Genomic DNA, 20282 nt, shown 5'->3' on the forward strand with positions numbered 1-20282 from the left:
GTGCTGGCTTTTTTGTTACCTTCATTTAGCGTTTCTTACTGCGCATTGTTTCAAGCTAATCTATTATGGCGTAACGTCATTACCAATGGCCGCTGAGCGGCATGGTATTACGGTATAGGTGTAGCCAATATCATCGTTTTTCAAAGGACGAATTGTTAAAATTTCATAATCGTTCAATTCCACTACCCGCGTACCTTCGGGGTTAGCACAGCGAGAAAATTCATCAGCTTCATAATTAAAGATAAACTCAGCGAGCAACTGCTTTTGCATAAGTCGAAACGCTGCTCCTTGGGCTGAAAGGTCAAAGCCAACCACTCGCTCTTCTTCGGTTGTGGTTTCAGAAGCGTTTCCCGATAGGGATTCTGGTAAAGTGTTTAAATCGGCTTCAAGCGCAGTAGCAGGTTTAAATTCATCTTCTAACTCCGCCTTTATCTGTGCTTTTATACTGTTAGCAGCCTCTGCCAACGTTACTGGCTTTGTTGGGTTACCGATTTGAGCAGCAATCACCCCCTTATCCTTTACTTTTGAACTAGTTGATACGAGCTTTGAAGGGGTATCTGAGAAAAAACTAACAATACCAGACTCCATCGACACCTCTACCACTTTAACCAATACCAATAGCATCCATCCATAACGAATCAAAGCGGTGGTAAACACGAATCTATATTCTGGCGCATGCCACAATCCATGAACGCCAAAAGGCTTGAGCAAAAGTAGTACGAGCAAATACAGTGGCATGAGTAATTGGACTAGAACCAGAGCTAACAGAGTGGTTATAAAAAACCAACTTGGAAGCATCAGGATAATGGCAAAATTATGACTGTAGGGCAGAGACGCGGCACTTACACCCGAAACACTATTCACTAACCCACTTGCCGAAGCCAATGCAAAATTAGCAATTACGGCATAAATAAACAGGATAAAGGCTCTACCTGGTAAGCTATTCCAGACCAGCATGAACCTAGGCCAGAATTCGTAAAGTATGGCAATAGTGACCAATACACCTATTACGACTTTATAAAAGCTACCTTGAAGGCCGAAGAACAGTGCGCTAAAAAACACCAAGGTTGCGGCAGCATAACAACGCTGTGCTAAATTTAGGCTTTGCCAAAACCTGACTACCCCTGATGTTCGTCTCAGCAATCTTCGACTAACTATACGCTTGAACACCCCTAGGCGGCGCTGGATTTGAATTATTATGCTCATGTAATGTCTTATATTGTGATTATTTTTAGTTGTACTTATCAGCGAAGCTTCCCGCTAACCGTGGAATACGCTATTCTGTTAACAATTACATTTCAACGGTTTAACCGTCGTTTTTATAGTTTGGGTTTACAATCCGGCGCTAAAGCTTGGTTCTACAGTTCAATGTTTCCATTTAGAATAAGGCGTTTGTTTTTTTACTCCTATGGCTGAAGGTACTAGGTTAACCCTCGTTTGCGAACAATGCCATCATCGCGTTGTTTTGCCAGAGTTAAATCATCGGGAACGAGCAATATGTCCTCGATGTCATCATACCTTGCTCACATTCAAGAGAAATGCGAGCGAGCGGCTTTTGGCATTTTCAATAAGTGCGTTTGTTTTTCTAGCCCTATCCCTACCTTTTAACTTTTTGACTTTTAAATCAAGTGGTCAGAAGCACAGTATCGATCTTCCCGGTGGTCTTTCCGTGTTAATGGAAAACGACTATTTATCCTTGGCTATTATTACCGGCTTAGCGACATTAATTTTACCCGGCATGGTGCTTTTAGGTTTTATTACCCTTGGGTTAGCACATTTAAACAATGCGAGAACGCCGTTTATTAAGCGGATGTTTTATTGGGTGAGAGCCCTGCTACCGTGGAGTATGGCCGAAATATTCTTAGTGGGAACATTAGTAAGCTTAATAAAAGTCACCGAACTAGCCGATGTGGCTATTGGTATGTCTTTTTATGCGTTTATTGGCTTTACCGCATTTATGGCCCTATCAATGTCGAACTTCGACAGTACAGGGTTTGCATTGTGGCTACACGAAGGCGAGTTACCACCGCCAAAACCTTTAGAAGAAAAACAAGCCAGTAGCAGTATACAACGCACTTGGGCGCTGCTGCTTACCGCAACTATTTTGTATATCCCCGCGAACGTATTGCCCATTATGCGAACTGAGTTTTTTGGTCAAGAAACCCCAAATACCATTATTGGTGGCGTGATTACTCTGTGGGAGGGGGGCTCATACCCCATCGCCATTATTATTTTAGTGGCAAGCGTAGTAGTGCCAGTAGCCAAAATTATCATTCTTTGTTGGTTGAATTTAAGTGTTCAACTTGGCAGAACGGGCTCTACACAATTACGCATTCGCTATTACCGCATAACAGAAGCTATTGGTCGTTGGTCAATGATTGACGTTTTTGTGGTCGCGGTATTAGTTGCACTAATTCAGATGGGTAATACACTTTCTATTTTTCCTGGCCCCGCAGCGCTTGCGTTTTGTGCGGTGGTCTTCACTACGATGATAGCCGCTATGACATTTGATTCACGGCTTATTTGGCAGCACTGGAAACAACTACCATGACAGAAGAGGCAAAAATCACGTCTACAAAATCAATCTCTCGCATATGGATTATTCCCATATTGGTGGTAGTGGTTGGTGGCTGGATGGTTTATCAGCAATGGAAAAATCAGGGGCCTCTCATTACCATTGAGTTACAATCTGCTACCGGTATTGAAGTTAACAAAACCCCTATCAAAGTGCGGGATTTGGATGTGGGCCAAGTAAAAAAAATCACGCTTAAGCCCGACTTAGATGGTGTATTAGTGACTGCGCGTATAGATGCTAATGCCTCACATCTCCTTACCGATAAAAGTGATTTTTGGGTGGTCGCCCCGCGGATCAGTTTTTCAGAAGTATCAGGCCTAAACACCTTACTTTCTGGCAGCTATATCGCCATGGCAGCGAATGACAGTGGCAAAGAACAGCTTAATTTTATCGCCCTAGAGCGCCCTCCGGTAACACCAGCCGGCACGCCGGGGTTGCACGTAATCTTGCAAAGCGATGATGAGTTTGCTTATAAACCGGGTGATCCCATCATTTATAAGGGCTTCAAAGTGGGTGAGTTTGAAGATGCGGTGTTTAATATTGAAGAGCGTGTGGTCTACTACGATGCATTTATTGAAGCGCCGTATCATAAACTTATTACCGAGAACACCCGATTTTGGGATGTGAGCGGCGTTAAGCTTAAGCTTGAATCTAGCGGTGTAAAAATGGAAACCGGCAGTTTAGAAACCCTATTAGCCAACGGTATTACCTTCGGTGTTCCTGAAGGTGTTCAGATTGGTGAACGTGTTGTTGAAAATGCCTCTTTTACTATTTACGGCGATGTTACTACTGCGTCAAATGCCCGCTACAAACTTGCCGCTGAATATGTGCTTTTAGTTGATGAAAGTGTACGTGGACTTACCGTAGGCGCCCCCGTTGAATATCGAGGAATAGAGATTGGTAACGTGATGGCTATTAACTCGTTTCCCGCCGTAGAAGGCAATATCCTTGAACGGGACTACCCCATCCCCGTCATTATTAACATCTACCCAGGAAAAGTTAGACAACCAGATACGGAAGAAGGTCTCAATGCCATCAAGCAAACCATGCGCAATTGGCTTCGAAAAGATTTAAGGGCTACCCTTCGAATGGGTAATGTACTCACAGGCGGCCTTTTTGTAGACTTACAACACGTTTCAAAGCCCGATGATAGTAACGAAATAGCGATGCTGAACGGTTACGAAGTTATTCCAACCGTGTCTAACGAGTTTACGCAGATTACCCAAAAAGCAGATGCTATTTTAGACAAGATTAATCAATTGCCATTGGGTGATATGGTATCGAATGTGCTGTTGGCCGTAGAAGACATGAAACTGGCGGCTCAATCCGTTGAAACGGCAAGTGATGACTTTGATGTGCTGATTGCAAATGTAGATACGGAGCTACTCAATACTAACTTAAATCAAGTATTGCTAAGCTTAGACAGCTTGTTAAAAAATTACAGTGAAGGCGGCTTGAGCCAATCTGAAATTAAAGAAACGGTAGATACGATGCAAGATACTATGCGCAATCTTCAGCCTTTGTTATTAAAGCTGAATCAGTCACCGAATAGTTTAATTTTTACTGATAGCAATAGCTCCGGTATTGAACCAAAAGCAAAAAATTAGCGAATTAGAAACTTTACCAACCAAACACGAAAATACGCAAAAGCATTGTGGGTTTCATCAACAAAGGTGTACGCACGAGGGTAAGCTTCTGAGCAAGTAGTAAAAGGATAACAATGAAAATTTTTATTAATTATTGGAACGCACTTGTTTGCAGCATGAGTAAAGCAAGGCTAGGGTTCGCTTTGCTTGCTGGCGCTTCGTTAATAGGCTGCGCATCATCTGGCAGCGCGTTGCAATATTACTTGCTTCATTCAACAACATCGCCTTCTGCGACTCAGTATGCATCTGCCCCACATCGTTTATTAATAAACAAAATTGTCCTACCCGATTATTTAAAACAACGAGGCCTTGTTTATCAGACAAGCTCTACGAGTTTACATATCGCGACAGAGCACCTCTGGGCTGAGCCCCTTGATGAAGGTATCACAAAGTCATTGAAAGCAGCCTTGCGAACACAAAACGTGAAGCTAGTTATCCATAATGTAAACACCAAAGAAGTAAATGACTATTTAACCCTTCAGATAGATGACTTTATTGCTACATGGCAAGGCGATATCATTCTGCGCGGGCAATACATTATAAAGCATATCAATGACTCACAGTCTGCTAACGATTTTGAGTATATACTTCCTCTCTCAACCGATGGTTTCCCAGCCAGTATTGAAGTTATGCGAGAAGCTATTAATGCCCTAGCAACAGATATAGCTAACAATATTAGTTCGGTACAAAAGTAACACTTATGCTTAACCCGATAAGAAAGTTTATAGAATTCGGAACACATAACTCGTTATCTGATGACGTAAATCGTCGGATCAGAGTAGTAAATATGTTTTCAGCTGTAGGTATGGGGTTAACTTTTTTCTTGGGATTAAGAGCGTTATTTGCACAAGATACTCTGCTCGCTTGTGTGTTGTTGTCGGCCAGTATTCTTTTTGCTATTTCACATAAAATACAATCTATGATAGGCGCCAAGCAAGGCAGTATTATTTCTGCCATGGTAATTATTGTATGCCTGATGTCTCTGATGCTCATACTTGTTATCACTGGCGGCAATGCGGGTACTGGACCCCTATGGATTTTTACAGTGCCTCCAGTGACCATGTTTTTTACTGGCTTTCGCCGTGGACTCTTTGCTCTGACGGGGTTTATCACTTTAGTTATTGTTATATTATTTACCCCTGATAACGCGTTGCTAGCTACTGAATACTCTTACGAGTTTAAGACCCGACTCATTTATTCATTTATCACTATCTCTTTTCTGTCTGCTTTTTACGAATACAGCCGCCAACGCAGTTATTCTACCGCATTATATTTGAGCGAACAGTTCGAACGACAAGCCCGTTATGACCCCCTAACAACCATTCTAAATCGACGAGGCGGGCAACAGCAGCTCGAACAAGAAATCAGTAGAATGCAGCGAAACAAGAAGCCTTTCTCTATCGCGCTCGCTGATATTGATAGATTTAAATCGATTAATGACACCTTTGGGCATGACGCCGGTGATGAGGTATTAAAACAAGTTGCGGAAGTTTTTAGCCGTCGACTACGAACACAGGATGGGCTCTCACGATGGGGCGGTGAAGAATTTTTATTTATTTTTCCAGAAACCAATGAGAAGGATGCTCAATTAGTTACCGAACAAATAAGAGAAAATCTGAGTGCGAAAGCAATTTCAGTGGATGGGAAATCTCATCGCGTCACATCAAGTTTTGGAGTGTGCGAAGTAACGTCGTTAATATCTCTTACAACAGCATTAAATTTAGCCGATCAAGCCTTATATCGAGCAAAACGTGACGGCAGAAATAAAGTATGTGCCGCATCTGAGCTAACCAGTAAAAGCAATCTATAATATACATCGACGCTTGGCGATGCTTCTCATATACACTGTTAATTTCTGATAATACTTGTTCTTGGGCTTTCACTTTGTTGGCTCACGTTTAGTTACAATTGATGAATAAATTAGAAACAGTTTGGCGTTACACTACCCTCAGCTAATTTTTTCAACGAAGACTCGTTTATGAAATGGATGAAATTCATACTTCCTGTTGCTATTCTGGCAATAAGTTATTTTATAATGAAAGGCATTGAGGCATCGGCTTCAGATTCAGCTATAACAGAAGCGGTAGACACTCGCCCCACCGTCACTATCGAGCAGATAGATGTTGAAAGTTCTGTCATCACATTATCTTCTTACGGTGAAGTGCAACCTCTAGAAAGTACCAATCTTGCTGCACAGGTGTCTGGCGAAGTTGAGTCTTGGAATCCAAAATTTGTGAGTGGCGGTTTAATCCGTCGAGGTGAATTGTTGTTCTCGATAGAAAAAGATGCCTACGAGGCCGCGTTATTACTCGCGCAAGCTAACCTTTCCAGTGCTCAAGCTCAATTAATACAAGAACAAGCACAAGCAGATGTAGCGGCACAAGAAGCCAAGACTATGCCCGATGCGAGGATCACCGACTTGTACCTTAGAAAACCACAGGTCATGAGCGCACAAGCATCAGTTAAATCAGCAGAAGCTCAACTCAAAATTGCTAAGCGCGATTTAGATAACTGCGAAGTGACTGCACCTTATGATGCCCTAATTATTTCTAGAGATATCAGTACTGGTGATTACGTTACCCAAGGGATGACCGCAGCGGTTATCTATAATATTGAACAGGCAGAAATCACCTTCCCTATCGCTGGCTTCGACCGTGCATTCTTAGATGAAAACACCTTAGGTACCAAAGCGATACTTACCCTAGATGATTTAAGCAAAACACAGGTTACCGCCACTATCCATCGCGACACTGGGGTTATCGATAGTGCCACCCGTATGACACATTTTGTTGCAAGAATTGAAGACCCCTACGCCTTAAATCAAAATAAACCTATTGTTAAATTCGGTACATACACCACGATTAGCTTTAAGGGTAAAAGGTTAGAGGATGTATACCGTATTCCTCAGGAATTGGTTACCAACCGTACGCTTTGGACAATTGATGAGAAAAGTAAGTTGGTCTCGCAAAAAATTGAGGTTATTCGTGAAGATGGTAGCGACTTTCTTATTCAAGGTGATTTCAATCCTAAAAAAGTGGTGATGTCATTACCTGAGTACCCGCAAAATGGCATGGAAGTAAAGGTCATCGATAATAGCGCTGATTTTGTGGCGAACAGCACCACCGCTAAATAGGAGCGCCGCCAATGAATAAAACGAATTCAGAAACCGGCATCATCGCGTGGTTTGCCAATAATGCAGTGGCCGCTAACCTTTTAATGATATTTATCATTTTGATGGGTTTGGCCAGTTACTTTACTATTCAGCGCCAAATGTTCCCTAACATCGAAATAAACTATATTACGGTGTCGGCACAATATCCTGGTGCTTCTCCTCAAGAAATAGAAGAAAGTATTCTTATTAAAGTAGAGGAATCGTTAAAAGACGTCACCGAAATTAAAAAAACGGTAGCCCGTGCTTTTCGTGATTCAGGAACAGTAACTCTAGAAATTGATACCGATGAAAAACTGACGGATGTTCTTGATAAAGTAAAGTTAAGAGTTGACAGTATCGCCACCTTCCCTGCAGGCATGGAACCGGTAAATATCTCTCAAATTGAGTTCCAACAAGACGTTATTGAAATGCCTTTAGTGGGCGACTTACCCCTTCCCGAACTTAAAGTTATTGCCAAAGATATTGAAGACGAGTTACTTCAACTAGGTAATGTTTCCTTAGTAGAAATATCGACACCTGACGATGAAATAGCAATAGAAATAAAACCGGAAATGCTGCGTAAATACAGCCTTGGCATTGCCGATGTTAGCCAAGCGATAAGTAACTATTCAACGAATCTATCAGCTGGGCAGCTGCGTACTAACGCCGGAATCATTTCTGTTCGAGTAGAAAACCAGTATTACAGCGGGGCTGAGTTTGCTCAAATCCCGGTGAAAATAGGCACAGCGGGTGCCAAAGTCACTTTAGGTGACATTGCGACAATAAAAGATGGCTTCACCGAGGGTGAACGCTATTTTAAATATAACGGTAAAAACGCCATTTATATGTCGGTAAGTGCAACTAAATCTCAAAATACAATTCCTGTTGCTAACACCGTAAAAGCCTATATTGAGCAACGAAATAAAACTCTTCCAGATGGGGTGAGCTTAGAAATACTGGTCGATATGACCTACTACTTAAATGCTCGCTTAGACATGATGCTAAAAAACCTGTTTCAAGGCTCAATTCTAGTCGCCTTGATGCTAACCCTCTTTTTACGCTTTAAACTAGCGTTATGGGTAATGGTAGGCTTACCCGTGTGCTTCTTAGGCGCCGTAATGCTGATGCCTATTTTTGGCATTAGCATTAATATTCTTTCGCTGTTTGCCTTCATAATGGTGCTAGGTATTGTAGTCGATGATGCCATCGTTATAGGGGAAAGTGCCTATACCGAAATAGAAAGTAAAGGTGGAGGTATCGACAACGTAGTACGTGGTGCCAAGCGTGTTGCAACGCCAGCTACATTTGGTGTTTTGACGACCATTGCCGTATTCGCGCCCTTTACCTTAAGTAGTGGCCCTGAAGGTGCTTTCTTTTATAATATCGCTATTGTGGTTATATTCTGTTTAGCATTCAGCTTAGTTGAATCAAAGTTGATATTGCCTGCGCATATTGCCCATACCCATTTTACACCCATCAAAAAAGGCAGCTGGCGGGATAAATTTAACACGCGATTCTACGGCTTTGTAAACGGCCCTTATAAGCGCACGGTGGAACGCGCATTGAAGTGGCGCTGGGCGGTATTTTTTCTTTTCTTTGGTATTTTGATGATTAGCATTGGGCTAATCAACGCAAACTATGTGCGTATGGTACCTAATCCAAAAGTTCCTCATGACTTTCCTAGCGTTCGCATTGAAATGAATGAAAACGTGTCGGATGCAACCACCATAAACGCGTTAAAGACAATAGAACAAACTATTTTAGATGTTGAAGAGCAGGTTATTGACGAGTTTGGCACAGGCATGATCCGAGACAGGCTCGCCTTCAACGATGAACGTACCCAAGGGCAAATTCTGACTCCTTTAGTGCACGAAGACGAACGCCCTATTGATACTTTCGAATTAGCAAGGCGCTGGCGTGAAGCCATACCTGAAATTCCCGGCATGAAGTCATTTACTGTGATTGATGATGTTAATGGTGGTGGCGAAGATGGCGAGTTTGGCTATCTTTTATTTGGCTCAGATATCAATACATTGAACGCTGCAGGGTTAAAGTTTATTGAAATGCTGCAACAACAAGATGGCCTATTCGATGTTAGTTCAACCATAGATCCAGCCAGCAAAGAAGTGCAATTAGTAATGTTGCCCGTAGCCTATGATTTAGGTTTAACCCTTTCTGACATTGCCTCTCAAGTAGGAGCCAGCTTCTATGGCGGCGAAGCCCAACGGGTTATTCGTAATGGCGAAGAAGTGAAGGTAATGGTGCGCTACCCTGAATTTACCCGGGAACGGTTTGCTGATTTGAAATATACCGTTATCAAAACACCCCAAGGCCGTGATGTATTGCTTGGCGACGTAGTCTTGCTGGATGAAAAACCAGGCATTAGCTACATTCGCCGTGAAGGTGGTTATCGCAGCGTTTACGTATGGGGCAATATTGATGAAGAGGCGGTAGAGCCAAACGAAGTAGTAGAAGAAATTCGCGAGAAACTACTTCCGCAACTTCAAGAAGAATTCCCATCGGTGATGACTGAATTAGGCGGCGATATTGAAGAACAGCAAGCGCAGCAAAGTGAGCAATTATTGTTTTTCTTTGCCGCAATGATTATGGTTTACATCCTTTTGGCCGTGCCGCTTAAAAGTTATGGTCAACCACTTATCATTATGTCGGTCATTCCCTTTAGCTTCACGGGTGCTATTTGGGGTCATTTCTTGCTCGATCTAGATTTAAGCATGATGTCCACCTTTGGCCTAATAGCCGCAGCGGGTGTGGTGATAAATGATTCATTGGTAATGACGGATTTTGTCAATCAACGCCGAGCCCAAGGTTACAGCGTAAAAGAAGCAGTAACAGAAGCAGGAAGCGCTCGCTTTAGGGCTATTACACTGACCTCGATTACAACCTTTGCGGGTGTACTGCCCATTATGTTTGAAAGTAGCCTACAGGCTGCATTCGTGGTGCCTATGGCGGCCGCTCTTGGTTTTGCCGTGCTGTACGCCACCTTGGTCACGCTTATATTAGTGCCTTGCTTGTACTTAATCTTGCTAGACTTAGCGGTACCGTTTTCGTGGATAAAAAGTCGAATTTTCAGACGGAAACCGTCTTTAGATATTAATGTTAATACTGAAATGGAAATGGAAAATAGATAGTGCTGCCGCTAACTTTGTAGTACGTGGACTGCGCGGTTGATACCTATCAACCGCGCTCGTTAAAGTCGTCAATTCGTCACATGGTAAAAGATTATGGCAGGAATAGTTCAGGAAATTAACGTTCTATTGTAGGACAAGGTCTCTACTTCGGCGCGTGACATCCATACTCTTGCCACAAATAAACCGAAATTCGGGGGTTGAATAGCAACCCCGTAAATATTTTTTTGGCTGGCCAATTTTGGCTATAGGCGGTTCCCCAAAAGTGACATAGACCCAGCGCCATGTGGCGCTATATACCACAGGCATTAAGCCTTCACTGCAGATTTAGCTTTCGCTGGCCTGAGACTCGCCTTTGCGAACCACAAAAATATAACTCATCAGTATCGCTAATACTAAGGCCGGTATTGCATTGGCGACAGCATCATAAACAACATGAAAATAAATAGCGCCAAGCATAATAATAAACAAACCGATACACGCATAAATGCTGGTTCGGCGTAACCATACCCCCACGGCACCGGCAACTTCACATGCCCCAATAAAATAGCCGAACCACGCCGGCAACCCCATTGCCGCAAACGACATGTGCATTTGTTCTACACCCGCTAACTTTGCTAAACCAGCAGCTGCAAATGCCACACTTGCTAAGCCTAAACTCATCCACATTCCTGCTTTCTTTACTTTGCTCATGGTCTTCTCCATTAAAATTCATAGCCAATTACTATTAACTTGCATAAAGCTTAAGCAAACAAAACAATAAAAAATATTGAATGTATTTTAATAACTAATAAACTTAAAGTTTATATCTTGGGGTCAGTATGAAACTTGAGCAATTAATTATGTTTCAATCTGTAGCTGAACTAGGCTCGCTGAGTAAAGCCAGTACCAGACTAAATAAAACACAGCCAGCAATTAGTCAGAGTATTAAGCAATTGGAAACCACGTTGAGGGTTACTTTGTTTAATCGGTCAGCCTATCGGCTAACCTTAACTGACGAGGGGAAAGTGTTATATCAACAAACATTGCGGGTTTTAGATGAAGCCAACTCATTGCGTAATATCGCTAGTAATATCGCTTCAGGTAACGAAACCAGTATTACCCTAACAACCGAGGCAACTTACAATTTGAAGGGCATTGTTCCATTACTCGCCACGGTACAAAAACAATTCCCAGATACACAATTTATCCTTAAACAGGAATATTTAACCGGTGCACTTGAAGCCCTACTCCAGCAAAATGCCACTTTTTGTTTATCTCCGTTAACGCCAGATCTCCTGCAAAATAGTCAAATAGATAGGCACATGTTGAATTCAGGCCAACTAGTTAATGTGGCATCGCCGCAACTCATTGCTAGGCATCCTGGGCTATATGCGAGTACTGAATTAATAAACGAGTACCAAATCGTGGTGCAAGATTCAGGGAGAGGTTCACTTAATAAGAGTTGGGGTGTACAGGATGGACAACGATGTTGGTATGTTAATGACTTCGCAACAAAAAAAATGCTTATTGAAAGCGGTATGGGCTGGGGTAAATTACCTGGTCACCACATTGAGAAAAGTATAGAAAATGGCAAGTTGGTAAAATTACAACTGAGCGATATCGAGAATACGATAACCTTCGATTATTACATCATCAAAAATAAAAAACAGTACTTGGGCCCGGTTGCGCAAGCCTTATGGGAGCAATTTAAAACTTATACTTTTAACACCTCGGTTCAATAACACGCCATCAAAATAGCTTACGTGATACGCAATAATGGAGAAGGGTTAAGCAGATTGTTCCGAGCTAACCTCGTATCGACACAAAATAAGTGCCGCAGTACTCTTAGCAATCTCTAACTTTCGGACTTCGGTTAAAGGGTCTTCTAATTTGAACAATTGAGGCCAGAAACACTGTCCTTTTACAAGGCTATCCAACTCTTCAACCACTTGGTCAATGTCATCAAAATCCATACGGTTGTCTTTTTTTGCGGCTTTTAACCACCTATGCATGGCTTTTTCTTGGGCTTGAAGTTGAGCAACTTCGTCTTTTAAACGATTAGGCTCGTAAAAAAAATGGCCAATAGCTACACGAGCCAACTCTAAGTGCTCATCACCGCTCATAAAGTTTATGTCGGCCATAATAAGATCGGTAAGTTGGTCGGCCAACAACGCCTTAGGATTGTAAGGCGCACCTATATCAACAAGGGCAGATTGCCACTGCTCTTTAATGAGATGCATAACCAGCTCTTCTTTCGCTGAGAAATGGTTGTACACTGTTCTTTTAGACACGTTTGCTAGCTCAGCCAATTTATCCATGCTGGTTCCGTTTACGCCAAATTCCTGAAATGCGTGCTTTGCCGCTTGAATAATGGCATCTCGCTTAACATCACTTCGGGTACGTGTAGTGCTAGTCATAATTTTGCTGTCTAAAAATATTATGTGGCCATTTTACACTGCACAGTTTACTTTTCAATGGATGATCTTTAAAATGCACCGCACAGTTTACTTTAATTATAGTGAATATAGTCGTCTATACTGTGTTCACCACAAATACGGATCGAAAAATTCTTATGCCCATTTCGCGAATTCGTCACCTTGTTGCGTTTACTGCCTTGTCTGTTCTTACCCTTGCTGGCTGTACATCAGAGGATGACATACAAAATAAAACGGTAGCCCCCCGCTATGTGAAACTTGCCGAGGTGAGCACGGTTCCTGCATTTGATGAATTTACCTTTCCGGCAGTGGTTTCTGCGGTGAAAACGGTAGATCTTAGTTTTGAAGTGTCAGGTCGGCTAGTACAAACCGATTTAACCACTGGTAACGACATTGAAGAAGGAAAGCTGTTAGCTACGATTGACCGACAGCCTTTTGAGCGCCGTGTTGATGAACAACGTACTCGCTTGGAACAGTCTAAACGCGAATTAGACCGTATTGAAAAAATGTATGCGCAGAAACTGGTTGCGCAGAGTACTCTTGATACGGCAAAGACCACCTACGAATTAGCTGAAATAGAACTAAAAACGGCAAAGCAGGATTTAAGTTACACCCAATTATATGCCCCTTTCGATGCCAAAGTGTCTCAGCGTCTTGTTGAAAACAATAGTTTTGTAGCCGCGGGAACCCCTATTGCTCGCCTACAAGATGTGTCTAAAATTTACTTCAATATTAATGTGCCAGAAAGGCTACTCACCGCGAACCTTAACCGTGGTATCAAACAAGCTAGTGCGTCGTTAACGACTGAAGAAACGCAGTGGTACCCAGTTAATTATGTAGAGCATAATACTCAGCCCGACCCAGTATCACAAACTTACGAAGTTGTTTTTGCCATGGAACCTCGTGCAGATTTACCCCTTACTCCGGGCGCACGTGCAGTCGTAAAAGTAAGTTTGCAAGGCTCGCCATTCCCTGATGGCGTTGTGGTTCCAATTCAATCGCTAGTAGGCGACAAAGCCTCAGGTTTTGCCGTTTGGGTTTACGATGAAAGTAGCCAATTGGTGAACAAAGTTAGCGTGACCGTCGAACATATTCACGAAGATTTTGCGGTACTAAGTGGCTCGTTAGCACTGGGTCAGAAAGTTGTTGCCGCTGGCGCAACCAAAATGCGAGCCGACATGAAAGTTCTCCCTTACGAGGGAGAAAAGTAAGTTATGGATATCGCTCGTTATTCAATTGATAAACCCGTAAATGTATGGCTTATGGTGGTGATACTGCTACTAGGCGGTATTATTGCAATGACCAATATTGGTCGTTTGGAAGACCCCGAATTCACCATTAAGCAAGTGAAGGTTTATACCAGCTACTCCGGCGCTGGTGCAGAAAAGGTGGAGCGGGAAATTACCGAACCTCTTGAAATTGCTATCCAGCAAATGCCACAACTTAAAAAGCTCACATCAATCTCTTCGCCCGCTTTATCTGAAATTACCGTTGAAGTGAAAAGTAACTACGACAGTAATGAGCTTCCCCAAATTTGGGATGAACTCAGAAAGCGCTTACGAGATGCAGCTACCTCCTTGCCGACCGGTGCGCAAGACCCTGTGGTTTTCGATGACTTTGGTGATGTTTACGGGCTTTATTACGCGCTGAGTGCGCCTGATTTCACTACCAGCGAATTGCGGGAATTTGCGCGCTTAATTCGAAGAGATTTATTAACCACTGAGGGCGTAGCGAAAGTCACTGTCAGCGGTGTGCAAACCGAACAGATAGTTGCCTATGTAAACCCTTATCAGCTAGCCGGATTAGGTATTTCATTTCCTGATTTAACCTCGCTATTTGAAGATAATTTGCGCCCTTTTAACGGCGGAAGAGTCTTGGTAGACGAAAAGAACGTACGTTTAATCGTAGAGCGGGCTCCAGATAAAATTAAAGAAATTTCTAACCTTTCATTGGTGATCCCTGGTACGAACCGTTCTATTAGGGTTTCCGATGTAGCCACCCTTAAGTTAGAACCTGCTGATATTCAGTCTCAGCTTATTCGTTATAACGGTGAAGAAGCCTTAACCGTATCGGTTTCAGCGTTATCTAACGTGAACATTGTGGATGTAGGCACCCGCGTGAATGCCAAAGTAGATCATTTACTTAATACCCTACCACTAGGTATTACCCTTACCCCTATTTACGATCAAGCTTCCGTGGTTGATGAATCGGTCGATGGCTTTATTGCTAACCTAGTGATGTCGGTCGTCGTTGTAACCCTGACATTGTGCTTATTCATGGGCTGGCGTTCAGGTGTGGTAGTAGGCATGGTGCTGTTAGTCACTGTGCTAGGTACAATTCTTATCATGTGGCTAATGGACATTCAGCTTCAGCGTATATCCCTTGGCGCGATGGTTATTGCCATGGGAATGTTGGTAGACAACGCTATTGTAGTGGCCGAAGGCATGATGCTTCGAATGGCTACCGGCGCCTCTGCCAAAGATGCAGCAAGCTTTATTGTAAAACGAACGCAGTGGCCTTTATTAGGCGCAACAGTAATAGGTATCGCGGCGTTTTCAGGGATTGGTTTATCTGATGATGCTACCGGTGAGTTCTTGTATTCCTTATTTGCCGTCGTATTAGTATCTTTAATGATGAGTTGGGTACTTGCTGTTACCTTAGTACCAGTGCTTGGCGAGCTAGTGTTCCGTAAAGGCGTAAAGCAAACGGATGGTGATGAACCAACCTTACTGCAGCGCTGGTTCACCAAAACCCTCACTGGGGCTTTAAAATTACGATGGGTGACCATGGCCGTGTTGTTTGTGATTACCGCGGTAGCCTACGGCAGTTTCGGGATGGTTAAACAAGGCTTTTTCCCACCCTCCAACGCACCGCTGTTCTTTGTGCATTATTGGGGCCCTCAAGACCGTGATATTCGGGCTACCGAAAAAATCATTAAAGAGGCTGAAGAACGTATTTTAGCGCAAGAAAATGTAACGGCTGTAACCACCATTATTGGTCAAGGTGCTGACCGCTTTACGCTGACTTACGCGCCCAAAAGTGCCAATGAAAACTATGGATTTTTCATGGTACGCGTTAATGAATTAGAAAATATTCCCGCCGTTCAAGAAAAGCTTTCCGGCTTGCTCGACAACATCGATCTTGATGCCAACTTCTACCAAGAACGCATGCAATTTGGGCCAGGTTCTGGTGCTAAACTTGAAGCACGCTTTTCAGGCCCTGATGCAGAAGTTTTACGCACCCTTGCCGAAGAAGCGAAAGGCATGATGCTGGCCGATGGTAATATTAAAGATATTCGCCATAATTGGCGTGAAAAAGGCGTAGCCATAAACACCCAGTACGATAATTACAATGCCGGTATTGCGGGTGTTTCTCACTCTGACTTTAGTCAAACCGTGCAATATGCCAGTAGCGGATTGCGTCTAGGCAGCGTGCAAGATGGAGACTATGCCTACAGTATTGTGGCAAAAATGGGGCATCCTGATGATACCGCCATTCAATCGGTGCGAGAAAGCCAAGTATGGTCGTCACAACAACGTCAATACGTGCCTTTTACGCAAGTATCTAGCGGTTTAGATATTGTGACAGAAGAGCTGCGCATTCACCGAAAAGACAGATTACGTACTATCACAGTAGAAGCTGAGCCTGGCGATAATGAAACTGCCGCGAAAGCATTTGCCCGTATTCGCCCTCAAATTGAAGCAATGGACATTCCTGCCGGGTATGCCCTTGAATGGGGTGGTGAGTTTGAAAGCTCTAGCGATGCACAAGCGGCGCTTGGTGCAGGTTTACCTGTGGGTTTCTTAGTGATGTTCATTATCTCTGTACTGCTATTTGGACACGCTCGTCAGCCGCTGATCATTTGGTTAGTGGTGCCTATGGCGATAGTTGGTGTAGTGACAGGGCTTCTGTCTACCAATATGCCATTTGGCTTTATGTCACTTCTTGGGTTCTTAAGTTTATTCGGCATGTTGATTAAAAATGCCATCGTACTTATTGAAGAGATAGATTTACAAATTGAAGAAGGGCTAGAAATTAAAAAGGCAATAGTAGAAGCAACATTAAGCCGTTTACGCCCTGTGACGTTGGCTGCATTAACCACCATATTAGGTATGGCGCCACTGTTATTCGATGCCTTCTTTGCAGATATGGCAGTGACGATTATGGGCGGATTAACCTTTGCCACTATTCTTACGCTTATTGCCGTACCTGTACTGTATAGCATTTTGTTCAAAGTAAGCTATCGAAAAGCCAGTTAGTTTGTTTACTGTAAATTAGGAAAGAATCAAAAAAGGTGCGTTTATACGCACCTTTTTTATTGATGTTAACATCGCTGATTATATGGTTTTCACAACTTCTACCAATAGCCTCTAACCTTTCTTAGCATTCACCCTCGCTTCCATAAATCGCATAACATCTCGCCAAGAGACAATGCCAACCGGGCATCGCTTCTCATCAATAATGGGAATGCAGGAAATCTTGTTGTCATTGAATAATGAAATTGCGCTAACAATTGAATCGCTTGCAGAAAGGGTTAACACATTTCGTGTCATAATTTGGTGCGCTTTTTTTTCTAGTGTCGCTTTGTCACGAAAACGCTCATTAACCGTATTTGCAAAAGGGCTTGTCGCCTTTAACACGTCGCGGTCTGAAATGATGCCTTGCAGTTGATTCTGATGCACGACTACCAAATGATGAAACCCCGTTTCAGCGAACAAGGTTTGTATCAACTCTAGGCTATCATCCATGTGCACACTGACCACACGAGTAGACATAATATGGGACAAACTCATGGTATTCCTTTTACTTTTACGTTAACCCTAGCGATTCCTGCTTTGCTAAATAAGGGGGCAGCGTGCGATGTTGCTGCCCACAATGCTTAGCTTAAATGCTCACGCAAATTTTGCCAAAGTGTTTACCCGATTCCTCAAAAGCAAACGCATCCGACAGCCTTTCAAGGGCAAATGTAGTATCAACCACAGGCTTAAAGTTCATGCATTCCAAGGCACTGACAAAGTCCCACTGGTCTTTGTTGCTTCCCACAATTACGCCAGTTAACCTAATTTGTTTTCGCATAAGGGTAGCCGTTGGAATATCACCCTTAATACCGGTTAATACACCAATAAGTATAATGCTGCCCCCTACTCTACACGCATGAATAGATTGCCCTAATGTGGCAGGCCCACCAACTTCAACCACGTGATCGACACCTTTTCCACCAGTCCATTTGGCAACGGTTTTGCCCCACTTTTCGTCTGTATTATAGTTAACCGTGAAATCTGCCCCCAAGGCTTTTGCTTTCTCTAACTTTTCATCAGAGCTTGAGGTTATTGCCACTTTCGCCCCCATTGCTTTGGCAATTTGAAGCGCATAGATAGAAACACCACCAGTGCCTAACAACAGAACTGTGTCGCCTGCCTTCAAGCCACCTTCAACAACTAAAGCCCGCCACGCAGTTAGTCCTGCTGTAGTGATAGTAGCCGCTTCTTCGTGAGACCACCCTGAAGGTGCTTTAGTAAACCATTGCTGCGGCTTTACCACGACCTCCCGGGCGTAACCGTCAATACCATCTCCGGGGGTGCGACTAAAATCACCTACTGTAGGTGCGCCGCTTAACCAGTCAGGAAAAAAGGTAGAAACCACATGGTCGCCTGGAACAAACTGTGTAACGCCTTCCCCTACTTCTACAACGACGCCCGCGCCGTCAGACATAGGGATGCGGTCACCCTCTGTGGGAATAGCGCCTGTCGCCACGCTGTAATCGTGATAATTTAGAGAGCTAGCGTGAACCCTTACTTTAATTTCGTCATTGCCGACGACGGTTGGTTCTGTTTCGTCTGCGCAGTAGAGCGACGCTAAGCCTTCACTGTTGTCTTTCAAACGCATTACTTTCATAAGATTTCCTTCCTGATTAGCAAGTGACGATAGTTTAGTGGAGGTTTACAGTTGCGGGCGCAAAATATCGACAGTGCAAAAAACACGCAACGCAACAAACGAACATAAGTAAATATGACCTCTTGATTAATACAAAGATGAGGCTTATGGAGATTAATTAAAGGCGAGAGAAAAAATAAAAGCCCCTTGGCGAGCATAACTGCAAACGCCAAGGGTAAAAGTGCGCAAAGGGAAGGCACTTAAGAGAACCCTTAGGGAAAGTAAAAGGAACAAATTTAAAAGTTAATACGAGAACTTATATTAGAGCTAATGCGAGTGCTTATATATAAACTCGTGAAAGTTCTCGTAGAAGAGCTAGGTCAAAGTCAGTCACAGGTGCTTAAGAGGCTACATCAATAACGATTTTGCCCATAGCCTTGCCGCTTGCTAGGCGCGCATGTGCATCACCTGCTTGCTCAAGGGTAAACGTCTCGCTATCTAATACTGGAGTTAACGCGCCTGCATCAACAATATCTGTAATAGTGCGTAATATCGCGCCGTGATTTTCACGTTTGTAGTTGTGGATCATAGGGATAAGCATGAACACAACGTGTAAGCTTAGCCCTTTAAAGTGAACGGGACTCAAATCAGTTTCGACCAATGATACCGTCGTTGAAACTTGGCCACATAATTTTGCTGCTTCAAAAGAGTTAGGCAAGTTACCGCCACCAACAGAATCATAAATCACATCGAAACCAGCACCATCAGTATGCTTAGCAACATAATCAGCCACTTTTTCAGAACGGTAATCAATATAAGTTGCACCAAGCTTCTCAATAAGTGCAGCTTGCTCATCCGAGCCGCCAGTAGCAAACACAGTAGCGCCCATATGACGTGCCATTTGAACCGCTAAATGGCCAACGCCACCTGCTCCACCATGCACTAATACGGTTTGATCTTTTGCTGTTTGCGCGCGAGTTAAGCCCTCATAGGCAGTAATGCCAACCAAAGGTAAAGCAGCCGCTTCACGCATCGACAATGATTTAGGCTTAGGTGCAATAAGACGAACATCGGCTAACATTAATTCAGCTAAGGCACCTTGCAAGTCGGCTAAACCACCCGCGCAACCATAAACTTCATCACCTACGCTAAAGTTATCTACGCCTTCTCCAACGGCTTCAACTGTACCGGCGAAATCCATACCCAATACACCGCCTGGTAACTTAGGAGAAAATGGTAGGTCTTGCCCCATTTCACGTATCATGGTGTCTACTGTGTTCACGCTGGTTGCTGCTATACGCACAATAACGTGACCCGCTTTAATTTGTGGCGCGTCTATGTCAGCCGCGGTAAATACTTCAGGACCACCAAATTCGTTAATAACCATTGCTTTCATGTGAGTTCGCCTCGTTGCGTTAAGTTCGAGACTAATAATAGACACTAGCCAGGCATATGATAATTGGGTTATAAACA

15 protein-coding genes are annotated in these 20282 nt (G+C 43.3%); 9 read left to right on the forward strand and 6 right to left on the reverse strand.

From position 1 onward, the window contains the following. Positions 1-63: 63 nt before the first annotated feature. The gene (locus AVL57_RS08340) at positions 64-1206 is read right to left on the reverse strand and encodes a hypothetical protein (protein WP_057792879.1); all 1143 of its coding nucleotides are present in this window, start codon (positions 1204-1206) and stop codon (positions 64-66) included. Between the two features lie 349 nt (positions 1207-1555). On the opposite strand from AVL57_RS08340, the gene AVL57_RS08345 reads away from it, so the two are divergent. From AVL57_RS08345 to AVL57_RS08370, 6 genes are all read left to right on the forward strand, one after another. Further along, positions 1556-2551 (forward strand): paraquat-inducible protein A, encoded by a 996-nt coding sequence (locus tag AVL57_RS08345; RefSeq protein ID WP_231701302.1) that lies wholly within the window; start codon positions 1556-1558, stop codon positions 2549-2551. Then, on the forward strand, positions 2548-4182 hold the full coding sequence (pqiB, locus tag AVL57_RS08350) for an intermembrane transport protein PqiB (protein WP_057792880.1): 1635 nt from the start codon (positions 2548-2550) through the stop codon (positions 4180-4182). The genes AVL57_RS08345 and pqiB overlap by 4 nt, the downstream gene beginning before the upstream one ends. Positions 4183-4295: 113 nt before the next feature. After that, positions 4296-4916: a PqiC family protein gene (locus tag AVL57_RS08355; protein ID WP_057792882.1), complete on the forward strand. Its 621-nt coding sequence runs from the start codon at positions 4296-4298 to the stop codon at positions 4914-4916. Positions 4917-4921: 5 nt separating this feature from the next. Further along, entirely contained in the window at positions 4922-6031 is a 1110-nt protein-coding gene (locus tag AVL57_RS08360; protein ID WP_057792884.1) for a GGDEF domain-containing protein, read from the forward strand. A 168-nt stretch (positions 6032-6199) separates the two neighbouring features. Beyond that, on the forward strand, positions 6200-7354 hold the full coding sequence (locus AVL57_RS08365; RefSeq protein ID WP_057792886.1) for an efflux RND transporter periplasmic adaptor subunit: 1155 nt from the start codon (positions 6200-6202) through the stop codon (positions 7352-7354). An 11-nt stretch (positions 7355-7365) separates the two neighbouring features. Further along, positions 7366-10521, forward strand: a complete 3156-nt coding sequence (locus tag AVL57_RS08370; protein WP_057792888.1) for an efflux RND transporter permease subunit — start codon at positions 7366-7368, stop codon at positions 10519-10521. 324 nt (positions 10522-10845) lie between these two features. Here the strand turns inward: AVL57_RS08370 and AVL57_RS08375 are convergent, their stop codons facing one another. After that, positions 10846-11211 carry a DoxX family protein gene (locus AVL57_RS08375; protein ID WP_057792890.1) on the reverse strand — a complete coding sequence of 122 codons (366 nt, stop codon included), beginning with the start codon at positions 11209-11211 and terminating at the stop codon, positions 10846-10848. A gap of 128 nt (positions 11212-11339) precedes the next feature. On the opposite strand from AVL57_RS08375, the gene AVL57_RS08380 reads away from it, so the two are divergent. Then, positions 11340-12242, forward strand: coding sequence for a LysR family transcriptional regulator (locus tag AVL57_RS08380; protein WP_057792892.1), 903 nt, complete (start codon positions 11340-11342; stop codon positions 12240-12242). 45 nt (positions 12243-12287) lie between these two features. Here AVL57_RS08380 and AVL57_RS08385 read toward each other — a convergent pair whose 3' ends face one another. Then, the gene (locus AVL57_RS08385; RefSeq protein ID WP_057792894.1) at positions 12288-12917 is read right to left on the reverse strand and encodes a TetR/AcrR family transcriptional regulator; all 630 of its coding nucleotides are present in this window, start codon (positions 12915-12917) and stop codon (positions 12288-12290) included. A gap of 155 nt (positions 12918-13072) precedes the next feature. On the opposite strand from AVL57_RS08385, the gene AVL57_RS08390 reads away from it, so the two are divergent. Beyond that, positions 13073-14146 carry an efflux RND transporter periplasmic adaptor subunit gene (locus AVL57_RS08390; protein WP_171008962.1) on the forward strand — a complete coding sequence of 358 codons (1074 nt, stop codon included), beginning with the start codon at positions 13073-13075 and terminating at the stop codon, positions 14144-14146. 3 nt (positions 14147-14149) lie between these two features. Continuing rightward, entirely contained in the window at positions 14150-17194 is a 3045-nt protein-coding gene (locus AVL57_RS08395) for an efflux RND transporter permease subunit (RefSeq protein WP_057792897.1), read from the forward strand. 111 nt (positions 17195-17305) lie between these two features. On the opposite strand, the gene AVL57_RS08400 is transcribed toward AVL57_RS08395, so the two are convergent. The 3 genes from AVL57_RS08400 to AVL57_RS08410 all read right to left on the reverse strand — a co-directional run bounded on the left by AVL57_RS08400 (position 17306) and on the right by AVL57_RS08410 (position 20205). Continuing rightward, the gene (locus AVL57_RS08400) at positions 17306-17728 is read right to left on the reverse strand and encodes a CBS domain-containing protein (RefSeq protein ID WP_041452560.1); all 423 of its coding nucleotides are present in this window, start codon (positions 17726-17728) and stop codon (positions 17306-17308) included. A gap of 91 nt (positions 17729-17819) precedes the next feature. Next, positions 17820-18830, reverse strand: coding sequence for a zinc-dependent alcohol dehydrogenase family protein (locus AVL57_RS08405; RefSeq protein ID WP_057792899.1), 1011 nt, complete (start codon positions 18828-18830; stop codon positions 17820-17822). 379 nt (positions 18831-19209) lie between these two features. Next, a complete protein-coding gene (locus AVL57_RS08410; protein ID WP_057792900.1) occupies positions 19210-20205 on the reverse strand; it encodes a zinc-dependent alcohol dehydrogenase family protein in 996 nt (331 codons plus the stop codon). Positions 20206-20282: the final 77 nt, after the last annotated feature.

The sequence above is a fragment of the Alteromonas stellipolaris genome, from assembly GCF_001562115.1.
Lineage (GTDB): Bacteria > Pseudomonadota > Gammaproteobacteria > Enterobacterales > Alteromonadaceae > Alteromonas > Alteromonas stellipolaris.

What these genes read in the sequence shown, in the direction of transcription:
- AVL57_RS08385 (WP_057792894.1), bottom strand. Translation starts at nt 12,917, where the DNA reads ATGACTAGCACTACACGTACCCGAAGTGATGTTAAGCGAGATGCCATT.
- pqiB (WP_057792880.1), top strand. Translation starts at nt 2,548, where the DNA reads ATGACAGAAGAGGCAAAAATCACGTCTACAAAATCAATCTCTCGCATA.
- AVL57_RS08390 (WP_171008962.1), top strand. Translation starts at nt 13,073, where the DNA reads ATGCCCATTTCGCGAATTCGTCACCTTGTTGCGTTTACTGCCTTGTCT.
- AVL57_RS08395 (WP_057792897.1), top strand. Translation starts at nt 14,150, where the DNA reads ATGGATATCGCTCGTTATTCAATTGATAAACCCGTAAATGTATGGCTT.
- AVL57_RS08380 (WP_057792892.1), top strand. Translation starts at nt 11,340, where the DNA reads ATGAAACTTGAGCAATTAATTATGTTTCAATCTGTAGCTGAACTAGGC.
- AVL57_RS08340 (WP_057792879.1), bottom strand. Translation starts at nt 1,206, where the DNA reads ATGAGCATAATAATTCAAATCCAGCGCCGCCTAGGGGTGTTCAAGCGT.
- AVL57_RS08410 (WP_057792900.1), bottom strand. Translation starts at nt 20,205, where the DNA reads ATGAAAGCAATGGTTATTAACGAATTTGGTGGTCCTGAAGTATTTACC.
- AVL57_RS08370 (WP_057792888.1), top strand. Translation starts at nt 7,366, where the DNA reads ATGAATAAAACGAATTCAGAAACCGGCATCATCGCGTGGTTTGCCAAT.
- AVL57_RS08400 (WP_041452560.1), bottom strand. Translation starts at nt 17,728, where the DNA reads ATGAGTTTGTCCCATATTATGTCTACTCGTGTGGTCAGTGTGCACATG.
- AVL57_RS08360 (WP_057792884.1), top strand. Translation starts at nt 4,922, where the DNA reads ATGCTTAACCCGATAAGAAAGTTTATAGAATTCGGAACACATAACTCG.
- AVL57_RS08375 (WP_057792890.1), bottom strand. Translation starts at nt 11,211, where the DNA reads ATGAGCAAAGTAAAGAAAGCAGGAATGTGGATGAGTTTAGGCTTAGCA.
- AVL57_RS08355 (WP_057792882.1), top strand. Translation starts at nt 4,296, where the DNA reads ATGAAAATTTTTATTAATTATTGGAACGCACTTGTTTGCAGCATGAGT.
- AVL57_RS08365 (WP_057792886.1), top strand. Translation starts at nt 6,200, where the DNA reads ATGAAATGGATGAAATTCATACTTCCTGTTGCTATTCTGGCAATAAGT.
- AVL57_RS08405 (WP_057792899.1), bottom strand. Translation starts at nt 18,830, where the DNA reads ATGAAAGTAATGCGTTTGAAAGACAACAGTGAAGGCTTAGCGTCGCTC.